10 protein-coding genes, 1 pseudogene and 1 CRISPR repeat array are annotated in these 10,251 nt (G+C 61.8%); of the genes and pseudogenes, 6 read left to right on the forward strand and 5 right to left on the reverse strand.

The window, feature by feature from the left end; all coding sequences use genetic code 11:
• Window positions 1–152: direct repeats of the CRISPR family, unit length 28 nt; unit sequence GGCTCATCCCCGCAGGTGCGGGGCAGAT.
• Window positions 153–287: 135 nt separating this feature from the next.
• The 4 genes from wecB to HMPREF3044_RS12090 form a co-directional block, all read right to left on the reverse strand.
• Entirely contained in the window at window positions 288–1,433 is a 1,146-nt protein-coding gene (gene wecB, locus HMPREF3044_RS12075; RefSeq protein ID WP_070742102.1) for a non-hydrolyzing UDP-N-acetylglucosamine 2-epimerase, read from the reverse strand.
• 59 nt (window positions 1,434–1,492) lie between these two features.
• A complete protein-coding gene (locus HMPREF3044_RS12080) occupies window positions 1,493–2,689 on the reverse strand; it encodes a glycosyltransferase family 4 protein (RefSeq protein WP_070742104.1) in 1,197 nt (398 codons plus the stop codon).
• A 133-nt stretch (window positions 2,690–2,822) separates the two neighbouring features.
• The gene (locus tag HMPREF3044_RS12085; protein ID WP_070742106.1) at window positions 2,823–3,236 is read right to left on the reverse strand and encodes a hypothetical protein; all 414 of its coding nucleotides are present in this window, start codon (window positions 3,234–3,236) and stop codon (window positions 2,823–2,825) included.
• A 42-nt stretch (window positions 3,237–3,278) separates the two neighbouring features.
• Window positions 3,279–3,707: a hypothetical protein gene (locus HMPREF3044_RS12090; RefSeq protein WP_070742108.1), complete on the reverse strand. Its 429-nt coding sequence runs from the start codon at window positions 3,705–3,707 to the stop codon at window positions 3,279–3,281.
• A gap of 287 nt (window positions 3,708–3,994) precedes the next feature.
• On the opposite strand from HMPREF3044_RS12090, the gene amn reads away from it, so the two are divergent.
• The gene (gene amn / locus HMPREF3044_RS12095; RefSeq protein WP_236589169.1) at window positions 3,995–5,305 is read left to right on the forward strand and encodes an AMP nucleosidase; all 1,311 of its coding nucleotides are present in this window, start codon (window positions 3,995–3,997) and stop codon (window positions 5,303–5,305) included.
• On the forward strand, window positions 5,302–5,802 hold the full coding sequence (locus HMPREF3044_RS12100) for a gamma carbonic anhydrase family protein (RefSeq protein ID WP_070742112.1): 501 nt from the start codon (window positions 5,302–5,304) through the stop codon (window positions 5,800–5,802). Before amn ends, HMPREF3044_RS12100 begins: the two co-directional genes overlap by 4 nt.
• Before the next feature lies 1 nt (window position 5,803).
• On the opposite strand, the gene HMPREF3044_RS12105 is transcribed toward HMPREF3044_RS12100, so the two are convergent.
• Window positions 5,804–6,496, reverse strand: coding sequence for an NAD-dependent deacylase (locus HMPREF3044_RS12105; RefSeq protein WP_070742114.1), 693 nt, complete (start codon window positions 6,494–6,496; stop codon window positions 5,804–5,806).
• Between HMPREF3044_RS12105 and HMPREF3044_RS12110 the strand changes: the two genes are divergently transcribed.
• From HMPREF3044_RS12110 to HMPREF3044_RS12125, 4 genes and pseudogenes are all read left to right on the forward strand, one after another.
• A complete protein-coding gene (locus tag HMPREF3044_RS12110) occupies window positions 6,495–7,484 on the forward strand; it encodes a TIGR00730 family Rossman fold protein (RefSeq protein WP_005392826.1) in 990 nt (329 codons plus the stop codon). The genes HMPREF3044_RS12105 and HMPREF3044_RS12110 overlap by 2 nt on opposite strands.
• Before the next feature lie 15 nt (window positions 7,485–7,499).
• Window positions 7,500–9,134, forward strand: a complete 1,635-nt coding sequence (locus HMPREF3044_RS12115; protein WP_070742116.1) for a DUF885 domain-containing protein — start codon at window positions 7,500–7,502, stop codon at window positions 9,132–9,134.
• Complete coding sequence (locus HMPREF3044_RS12120; RefSeq protein ID WP_070742118.1) at window positions 9,134–9,880, forward strand: SDR family NAD(P)-dependent oxidoreductase; 747 nt, start codon at window positions 9,134–9,136, stop codon at window positions 9,878–9,880. Before HMPREF3044_RS12115 ends, HMPREF3044_RS12120 begins: the two co-directional genes overlap by 1 nt.
• 81 nt (window positions 9,881–9,961) lie before the next feature.
• Window positions 9,962–10,251: pseudogene (locus HMPREF3044_RS12125) on the forward strand (HNH endonuclease); the annotation flags it as partial.

Raw genomic sequence — 10,251 nt, forward strand, 5'->3', positions numbered from 1 at the left:
GGGCTCATCCCCGCAGGTGCGGGGCAGATGAAGGCCGCATTGGAGACCCGCCTGCAGGGCGGGGCTCATCCCCGCAGGTGCGGGGCAGATCGTATAGATGGTGTAGTTGGGGCGGTATAGCACGGCTCATCCCCGCAGGTGCGGGGCAGATGCTTCCTGAACAGGCAGGATATGGAGCCTGGGGCTATTTTACCTTTAACTTGAAATCGGGGGCAAGAGGAGGCCGGAGTCGGCTTGAGCGTGGGAGGGGTCGGAGCTGGGGCACCGCCCCACCCGGTGGCCCACCCCTACGGCCGAAAATCCTCCAACCTCTCTCCCACGCCGGCGAGCTGCGCCATGGCGGCGAGGACGCGGGGGACGGCGTCGCCATCGCCGTAGGGGTTGACGGCATTGGCCATGGCGGCGTAGGCGGTGTCATCGGTGAGCAGCGTCGTCGCCTCGTTGACGATGTCGTCTTCGTTGGTGCCGACGAGCTTGACGGTGCCGTAGCTGACGGCCTCGGGGCGCTCGGTCGTGTCGCGCATGACGAGGACTGGTTTGCCCAGTGCTGGGGCCTCCTCCTGCACGCCGCCGGAGTCGGTGACGACGAGTTTGGCGCGGTTCATGAGGGCGCAGAACTCGTTGTAGGGCAGTGGTGTGGTGACGAGGACGTTGGGATCGGCGTCGATAAGCGGGATGATGACCTCGCGTACGCGGGGGTTGGGGTGCAGTGGGCAGACGAATTCGGTGTCGGGGAAGGCCGTGGCGAGCCGGTGTACGGCGGCGCCGATGGCCTTCATGGCGTGGAGGTTTTCGCGCCGGTGGGTGGTGACGAGGACAATATCCTTGTCGGTTGCGGTGACCTCCTGCAGCGCGGGGTCGGCGTAGGTGGTCTCCAGGGAGACAGTGTGGAGGAGTGCGTCGATGACGGTGTTGCCGGTGATAGCGATATCCGCAGCGGGGAAGTCCTCGTCGAGGAGGTTTTGTCGTGACTCAGGTGTCGGTGCGAGGTGCAGCGAGGCGATTTGGCTGATCATGCATCGGTAGCCTTCTTCCGGGAAGGGGGAGGCGATGTTGCCGGTGCGGAGTCCCGCTTCGAGGTGGACGACTTTAACGCCGCGATGGAAGCCGACGATCGCGCCGGCCATGGCGGTGGAGGTGTCGCCTTGCACGAGCACCATGTCTGGTTGTTCCTTTTCAAATACCTCGTCGAGGCCGGTCATCATGCGGGCAACCATCTCGTTGAGGGTCTGCCCGGGTTTCATGATCCCGAGATCGTAGGAGGGTTTGATTCCGAAAAGGCGGTTTACCTGGTCCAGGAGGTCGCGCTGCTGGCCGGTGGAGACGGCCACCGAGGTGAATCGGTCGTCTATTCCCAATCCGGCAATAACCGGTGCGGTCTTGATGAGTTCGGGGCGCGTCCCGTAGACGGTTACAACCTTGGGTGTGGTCACAACGAACCTTTCTGAAAATTGTATTAGAGCCACTCCAAAGGCTACTACGTATACCCTATTTATGCACCTGCGACGGCGTTTAGAATATCTGCTATTGCGCTCTGTGCTTCTTCGGTGCGCTGTTTTCGAACCCATTCAGCCCCGGCAGGGGAAGCAGCGGGGATTGTGGGTTGGGATGCGAGTGTGTTCCACAGCTCTGCTAATTTCTGCGGGTTTCGTGTGGGTACGACGTGTCCGCCGGCGATCCGTTCGATGATGTAGCTGGCTTCGCCTTCCACAGCCGCGGTGATGGGCATCCGCATCTCCATGAGCTCGTATGTTTTGCTCGGGACGGCGCGGTTGAGGGGCTCCCAATCGGCGAGGTGGACGAGTGCGACGTCGGCCCACTCGTAATGTTCGGTGAGGTCCTCGGGCTTGGTCTTGTTGTAAAACTCCACGGGCAGCCCCTCGGCCTCCCGTTTCAGTTGCTCGCGCGCGGCACCGCTCCCCACAAGCCGCAACGTCACCCCGTCGGTGTACTTGAGCGCTGCTATCGCATTCGACAGCATCTGGGCTCGCCCCAACGTTCCTGCATACAGAACGTTCAGCGTCCCCTCCCTACGCCCCGCGCGAGGCGCGTACGTGTAATCGTTCGCCCGCGGAAAGACGTTTCTTACAGTCACCATATATGGCTTGTCGACGCCCTTTCGGTGCAGGTCGTGCGCCAAGGTTTCGGCTGTCACAATGATTCCTGCTGCCTGCTTCAACACGGCTACCATAAGGTTCTTCAACGTCACCGAGGCGATGCGTGTGGGTAAGCCGCGCAGGATCTGTTCCCTCAACGAGGGTGTTACAGCTACCGACTCGTTCCAGCGGTCGGTGTAGTTGAGCAGGTCAGGCCAGGCATCCCGCAGGTCAATAATGTAGGGTACGCGCCGGGCTCGCGCCAGCGCCCACGTGGACAGTGCCGTGGGGATAGCCGGTACGGTGCCGATGATGATGTCCGGTTTTTCCGGCCCCCGAATCCCCGTCCGCACCGCGTCGATACCAGATGCCAACTGTATGAGTGCCCGCCTGGTTAGCCCGCTTACCGGCTTGAACGGGTGCGTATAAAACAGTTCTTCATCCCCCACGGCTCGATCACCGGCAGTCGGGTGCGGACACACGACATTCACGGTGTGGCCGGCTTCGGTCAGGGTGCGCGAAAGCCACGCCCAGCGGTGCTGAGGGATCCCATTATCTGGGTACCAATACTGGGAGACAACCAGGATGCGCATCAGGGGAGTAGAACTCCTTTGGTGGAGGAATAAGTATAAGTGGGCAGAAAGAAAGCACCCTCGCGTGAAAGCGCTGAGGGTGCTTGGATAAGCTGCCGCTAGCGGCAGCTGAGACGCTTATTCAGCGATATCCTTAGAACTTGATGAGGCCCTCGTGGAGACCGTAGTTCACAGCGGCAATGATGGTGCCGATGACGGTGCCGATGGCACCGAGGATGCCGGAAGCGTAGAAGAGCTTTGCCCAGCCGGCGAGCTCCGGATCCTGAACGGAACCGAAGATGTTGTTACCGGAAGCGTACTTCTCCTTGTCCAGACCGTCACCGATCTTGGAGGAGAGGTTGGACTCCTTCTTCTCCTTGTCAACCTTCAGGTTGTCCTTGGAGGGGGCATCGTTGTTGAGGTTAACGCGATCCTTGTCAGCGATGTAGTGCTCGTTGGCCGGGTTGTCGATGTTAGCGACCTTAGCGGGCTCCTCAGCGTTTGCGACGCCGGAGAAAGCGATTGCGAGAGCGGTTGCGCCGGCGACGGCTGCATTACGAATACGCATTTTAAATATTTTCCTTTCAGCCTTGTTTGTTACCAGCGGTTATTAGATGATGCCGTTGAACTTGAGGTAGTTGTAAGCCGGCGCGATGAGGTTCGTCAGGATCGTGAGAACGATACCTGCAATGGTGAAGCCCTCCCAGGCGTTGAACCACTTCGGCAGATCCTTGGAATCAAGCTTGTGGGAACCGAAAGCGTCCTGGCCTCTGACGGCCTTCTCGCCTTCGTACTCCGGGGAAAGCTTGGAGGAAAGGTTGCCTTTAGATTCAGCCTTGTCACCCTTGTTATCGGTGCCCTCGGAGGAACCCTTGGACTCCTCGGCCTTCTTATCCTTGTCACCAGCGGTAGGAGTGGTGTTCTCGGAAGCTGCGGTGGTCTCACCCTTGGGGGTCTCGGCTGCGAAAGCCGTGACACCGCTGAGGGAGACAGCAAGAGCGGTGACGCCTGCAACTGCTGCGTTGCGGATAGAACGCATTATGTTCTCCTTAAAAAATGTAGAAACTTCATTGCTCAAGCTAAAAAGCTTGGAACTTCACTGCAAGCATAGTCCCCCTGAGAGGTCTATTCAAGTGAAGTCTAGCGGTTTTTAATTGTCTTGGCGTACAACCGTAAGGGTTTTGTCCACCTTTGACAAGCTGCCCGTCAGCCCGCGAGGGAATATTCGGCAGTTTGTATAATGTATTCTGCCACCGGACTTATAGGATGCAACAGGTCCCGTTGATTGCCACCCTCATTTTGGGGGAACGCGGTACGCTGGCTCGTATGGATGTGGTTGATCAACTCATCAAGATGTACGAGGAGTCCGTTGACCGTGCGCATGCTGCTGTTAAGGCTGGTGATCGCTCCGCGTATAGTGGCGTTCGCTACCCGCGTTTGACGGTGACCGTCGATACGTGGCAGCCGATTGATCGGACGGAGCCGTTTGGTTACGTGGAGGAGGCCGGGGTTTATTCCTCCGTTTTTTCCCGTCCGGGCCTGGTTGCGGGCTATCTCCGCGAGATGTTGGCCAGACTCACAAAAAATTATTCTTGTGACGTGCGCGCCGACTACTCGGATATCGTCATTCCGCCGGCTTATATCGACGGTCTCGAGGGGGCCGAGCTGACTGGATTTCCGGCCCCGACTTTGGATGATGTTGATGATGGCATTATCGACGGCCGGTGGGACGCGTTCCACGGAGAGGTCAAGCCTCTCTTCCACTTCACGCCCCAGCGTTTCGACATCGCCTGTAAGCGGATAGAGCACTACACCGGCATCGGCTGCGATGGAGTGCAGAAGTTCATCCTCTTCACCAACTACGCCATGCACACCAAGGAGTTCGAGCGCTGGGCCCGCGAGGAACTGACCCGCCCGGGGACGCGTTACACGGGGCTGAATACGCCGACAGGGACGCACCAGTTCCCGCGCTATGATCTCGTTACCGAGGCCGGCGACGGCATCACGATGATCAACATCGGTGTGGGGCCGTCCAACGCCAAGACCATCACGGACAGCCTCGCCGTCCTGCGCCCCGAGGTGTGGGTCATGATCGGCCACTGTGCAGGTCTTGATGGCCGCATGCGCATCGGCGACCTCATCCTCGGCAATGCCTACCAGCGCCGCGATTTCATTCTCGACGACCGCATCTCCTCCGATATCCCCATCCCCGCCGTCCCCGAAGTGCAGCGCGCCCTGGAAAAGGCCGTTGGCGACGTCTACGGGGAGGAAAAATCCCAGCTCATGCGCACGGGCACGGTGCTGTCCACCGGCGACCGCAACTGGGAGTGGCATACACCGCATACCATGTGGGAGACGTTACGCGGCTCCACCGCCGTTGCCGTCGACATGGAATCCTGCGCCCTGGCCGCCAACGGCTACCGCTACCGCGTCCCCTACGGCACGCTGCTGTCCGTGTCGGACCTGCCACTGCACGCGGTGCCCAAGCTTCCGGCGGGGGCCCAAGCCTTCTACTCTTCCTCTAAGGAAGCCCACGTGATGTGCGCGGTGAGGGCGATGGAAGCCCTGGCCGCGAACGTCGAAAAGCTACGAACCAGAAAACTCCGCAAGACTATAGGAGAGGTGCCGTTTAGATGATTATCCCCTTCAACGGGAAGACCCCAACCATTCACGAGACCGCCTTCATCGCCCCCAACGCGACGATTATCGGCGATGTCACCATCGGCGCCCACGCCTCCGTGTTCTACGGCGCGGTGCTCCGTGGCGACATCAACACCATCACCGTCGGCGATTACACCAACATCCAGGACAACGCCGTCCTCCACGTCGACGCCGATGCCCCGTGCACCCTCGGCCACCACGTCACCGTCGGCCACCAGGCGCTCGTCCACGGCACGACGATCGAAGATAATTGTCTCATCGGCATGCAGTCGGCCGTCCTGTCCCGCTCCCACGTGGGCACCGGCACACTCATCGCCGCCGGTGCTGTGGTGCTGGAAGGCGCCGAAGTCCCCGAGCATTCCCTCGTCGCGGGTGTTCCCGGCAAGGTGAAGAAAACCATCGACCGGTCCTTCATCGAGCACGCCGAGCGCTACGCCCGCGTCGCCGCTGAGCACAAGAAGGCGACGGAGTAACCTACAGCCTCTCCAGTAACTCCGGCACGCCGGACGCCGCCGTGTCCTCGATGAACTCGTGCACGAGCGGAGTCAAAGACGTCGTCTGCGGCGAGATCTCGTACAGCCGCGCGCCGTTTTCCAGCGCGACGAGCGGGAGGCTCGCGGCGGGCTGCACGGTGCCGGAGGTGCCCACAATGACGAGAGTGTCGCACGCCTGCAACAGCTCAACCGCCCGGTTCCAGGCCTTTTCCGGCAGCGCCTCCCCGAACCACGTGACCTCCGGCCGGATAAAGTTCCCGCACAAGGGGCACGTCGGCGGCGTCAGCCGCTCAACAGGCTCCGACCACTCCGGCAGCGTATAAGAATAAGGCCTTCCACAAATCGTGCACTTCCACTTGAACAGCGAGCCGTGCAGGTGCACAACCTCCGCCGAGCCGCCACGTTCGTGCAGGTTATCAATGTTTTGCGTGATGACGGGGTACCCGGCTTCGCCGATGGAAACGTGCCCGGCGTTCGGCTCCACAGAATTAGATACCAGCGACCGCCACGTGTACCAGGCGAACATGGGTTCCGGGTCCTTCGCCCACGCGTCGATGGAGGCGAGCGCGGTCGGGTCGACGTTTTCCCACAGGCCTGTTTCCTTGTCGCGGTAGGTGGTGAGCCCCGAGTCGGCGCTCATTCCGGCGCCGGTAAAGAACACAATGTTGCCCATGACCACTACTCTAGTAGCTATGCATATCGATTTCTGCGAGATGACCGCGGCGGATACGGCGCTGCGTGAGAAGGTTGCTGAGCTGGACGAGGACAAGGTTATCGCCAGCGATTTTGTCAGTTTTATTCCCGCTCGTGGTGATCACGGTGTGGTGGCGAAGGTGGGCGAGAAGGTCGCGGCGGCTGCGTGGGCGTCCTTTACTCGCGGTTCCACCCCGGTTCTTCGCCACGCGGTGCTGCCGGAGTTCCGCGGCCACGGCATTGGTCTGGCCATTCTGGAGCACCTCACGGAGTACGGCAAGAAGGTCGGCTGGCCAGGGCTGATGCTGGAGATGGATGAGGATAATCCGGCGCGCCGCTCGTTCGCGCGGCAGGGTTTCGAGTCCGTCGCGGGCGATGCGATGATGCTGCATCTGCGCCCGCCGTTGCGCAGTCTTGCGGTTTATTGTGGGTCGGCGCCGGGCTCCCGCACCTTCTACCAGGATGTCGCCCGTGAGCTGGGCGAACAGCTCGCAGATCGGGGGATCAAGGTGGTCTACGGCGGCGGTTCGGCAGGGCTGATGGGGGAGATGGCTTCGGGTGCGCTCGCCCACGGTGGGGACGTCCACGGGGTCATGGCCCGTGACCTCGCCGATCGCGAGCAGGCGTACGAGGGGCTCCCGCAGCTGGACATCGTCGATTCGATCCCCGAGCGCATTGCTCGGATGGAGGAGCTTGCCGACGGCTTTTTGGCACTGCCGGGCGGTGTCGGTACGCTTTCTGAGCTTTTCGACGCTTTGACGAACCAACAAATTGGCTCCCATCAAAAACCCGTCATCCTCTTTAACGTCGAAGGGTATTGGAACCCGCTGGTCACCCTGCTGGAGAACACGATCTCGGAGGGCTTTACCCAGAAGAAATACGTCGACGCGCTCATCGTCGTGGAAACCGTCGCCGAGCTGGTGGAGAAGCTGGAGTCGTGGCGCGCACCCGGGGAGAAATGGCGATAGGTACACTTAGCTTTTATGACCGAGTCTCGTGAACAGTCACTTCTAGATAGCAGCTGCGACGACTATATCTATAGTCTGGCGGAGCTCATGCCTACGGCTGCCACCGACTGGGGTATTCCCGGCATGGAGGGCGACCTACAGGATTTCAGCCCCGAGTACTACTCCGCCGTTGCCGATCGCGCCCGCGAGCTGCTCGCCGATGTCGACGCCTTCGAGGATGAGACGGACACCGAGGACGATGCCGACGTTTTCGACGATGTCGACCGCGTCACCGCCGCCGTCCTCCGCGACCGGCTGCGCCTGGAACTGGACCTGCACCACGAGTACGAGGACCTCGGCAACCTGAACAACATCGACTCCCCGGTGCAGGAAATCCGCATGTCCTTCCAGAACATGCCTGCCGACGAGGATGCCATGCGCTCCCGCCTGTCCAAGGTGCCGGCCGCCCTCCAGGGCTACCAGCGTTCCCTGTCCGAGGCCGCAGTCCAGGGGCGCGTCGCCCCGATCCGCCAGATCGAGGAAGTGAAAAAGCAGTGCGACGAGCTTGCCGAGCCCGGCTCGCTGCTGGAAACCTGCCTCGCCCCCGAGGCCGAGATCGACGTGGCAAAGGCCGCCTTCGGCTCGATGCGGGAGTGGCTGACGGACACCCTCGCCCCGCACGCGCCACAGGAGGATGCCTGCGGGCTGGAGCGCTACGAACGCTTCTCCAAGCTCTTCGTCGGCTTCGACATCGACTTCGAGGAAGCCTACAACTGGGGAATCGACGCGCTGCAGGAGATCGTCGAAAAGCAAAAGAAGGTGGCCGAAGAGCTCTACGGTGAGGGGACGAGCGTCGAAAGGGCGCTAGAGAACCTCGAGGAAGACCCGCGCTACCAGCTGCACGGCACCGGCGAGCTGAAAAAGTGGATGCAGAAGACGGCGAACCAGGCCATCGCCCAGCTCAGGGATGTCGAGTTCGACATCCCCGAGGAAATGGCAAGCATCCAGTGCCTCATCGACCCGTCGGGCACCGGCGGCATCTACTACACCGCACCCACTGACGACTTCTCCCGGCCGGGACGCATGTGGTGGGCGGTGCCAGAGGGGCAGGAGACGTTCCACACGTGGCAGGAGAAGACGACCGTCTTCCACGAGGGCGTTCCCGGCCACCACATGCAGCTCGGCACCCAGATCGCCAACGAAAACCTCAACGCGTGGCGACGCCTCGCCTGCTGGAACTCCGGCCACGGCGAAGGCTGGGCCCTCTACGGCGAATCCCTCATGGAAGAGCTCGGCTACCTCGACGACCCGGGCTACGTCATGGGCTACCTCGACTCCCAGCGCCTCCGCGCCGCCCGCGTCGTCCTCGACATCGGCGTCCACCTCGGCTTCAAGACCCCCGAAGGCAACACGTGGGATGCCTCCTACGCCCGCTCCTTCCTGCAGGACAACACGGCCATGGCCGACGCCAACGTCCGCTTCGAGCTGAACCGCTACCTCGGCTGGCCCGGCCAGGCCCCCTCCTACGCCCTCGGGCAGCGCGCCTGGCGGGAACTGCGCCACGACATCACCGCCGACGGCATGAGCCCCAAGGAGTTCCACTCCCGCGCGCTCGCTTTCGGCTCCATCCCGATGAACATCCTTCGCGAAGAAATGATCGAGAACAACTAATGCGTATCCTCATCACCGGAGCAAGCTCAGGAATTGGAAAGTCCGCCGCAGAAAAGCTGCGCGCGCAAGGCCACGAGATCATAGGCGTCGGCCGCAGGGAGATCGACGACCCGAACTACTACAGCTGCGATTTCACCGATCTTGGTGCCGTCCGCTCGTTGGCCTCCGAGCTTTCCGGCATCGACGCCATGGCCTGCAACGCCGGCGGCATCCTCCCCGCCGGCGGCCTTACCGACGACGGCTTCGACCCCGCCTGGCAGACCAACGTGCTTGCCAACCTCCTCCTGCAGGAAACCCTCGCACCCCAAGGCCCCGTCATCTGGACGAGCTCCATCGCCCAGTACGGCGGCCCCGCCATCGTCCCCGAAGAGGTCCACGGCGACCGCACCGGCACCAAAGACTTTGACGTCTACGCCCAGTGCAAGCGTGGCTGCGCCCTCATCGCCCGCGAATCCGCCCGCCGGGGCTTGCGTGCCGCCAGCTTCCACCCAGGCGTGATCAGCTCCAACTTCGGCCTCGCCACCGACAACCAGGTGAGGGACCTCTACGCCCTCCCGCTTGCCAAGAAGGTCCTGGCCACCCCCGACCTCGGTGGCTCCCGCCTTGCCGAACTCCTTTCCGGCGACATCACCCTCGACGGTTCCTTCTACGTCACCCGCGTCCGCGGCCACTTCGTCCGCGGCCACGCCCGCGACACCAACATCGCCCGCACCATCTACGAGCAGAGCCTGGAGTTCTGTGGATAACTTTTCTGGCCCGGCCTGAGTTATCCACAGGTTTGGGTCATTGCGTTTGCAACCGCCCTTCCGCGCTTTATTGTGTGTGGCATGACCGCTTTAACGGATTGTGCTGTGTTCCTCTCGCAGGCGATGGTGATCGCCGGGGAGGCGTTTGGCATGTCCAAAAAAGCACTCGTCCGGACAGGCTACGATAAGACAACCGCCCATACCATCCACAAACTTGCGGGCATCTACTACGGCCGCTGTGGCGCCCCACGCAAACAGGAACGCTCCCGGGAGAAAGCAACCGACGCTGGTTGTTCCTTCGCCTCCCTTCAAGCTATTGAGCGGTTTGTGGCGAAGCTTCCGAAGAAGCATGCGTGGACGATCCGTGAGGC

Origin of the sequence: Corynebacterium sp. HMSC073D01 (genome assembly GCF_001815555.1) — a bacterium.
GTDB lineage: Bacteria > Actinomycetota > Actinomycetes > Mycobacteriales > Mycobacteriaceae > Corynebacterium > Corynebacterium glucuronolyticum.

Excerpts from the sequence above, each read along its gene's own strand:
- HMPREF3044_RS12080 (WP_070742104.1), bottom strand. The coding sequence starts at position 2,689 with ATGCGCATCCTGGTTGTCTCCCAGTATTGGTACCCAGATAATGGGATC.
- HMPREF3044_RS12085 (WP_070742106.1), bottom strand. The coding sequence starts at position 3,236 with ATGCGTATTCGTAATGCAGCCGTCGCCGGCGCAACCGCTCTCGCAATC.
- HMPREF3044_RS12090 (WP_070742108.1), bottom strand. The coding sequence starts at position 3,707 with ATGCGTTCTATCCGCAACGCAGCAGTTGCAGGCGTCACCGCTCTTGCT.
- amn (WP_236589169.1), top strand. The coding sequence starts at position 3,995 with ATGGATGTGGTTGATCAACTCATCAAGATGTACGAGGAGTCCGTTGAC.
- HMPREF3044_RS12100 (WP_070742112.1), top strand. The coding sequence starts at position 5,302 with ATGATTATCCCCTTCAACGGGAAGACCCCAACCATTCACGAGACCGCC.
- HMPREF3044_RS12110 (WP_005392826.1), top strand. The coding sequence starts at position 6,495 with ATGACCACTACTCTAGTAGCTATGCATATCGATTTCTGCGAGATGACC.
- HMPREF3044_RS12105 (WP_070742114.1), bottom strand. The coding sequence starts at position 6,496 with ATGGGCAACATTGTGTTCTTTACCGGCGCCGGAATGAGCGCCGACTCG.
- HMPREF3044_RS12115 (WP_070742116.1), top strand. The coding sequence starts at position 7,500 with ATGACCGAGTCTCGTGAACAGTCACTTCTAGATAGCAGCTGCGACGAC.
- HMPREF3044_RS12120 (WP_070742118.1), top strand. The coding sequence starts at position 9,134 with ATGCGTATCCTCATCACCGGAGCAAGCTCAGGAATTGGAAAGTCCGCC.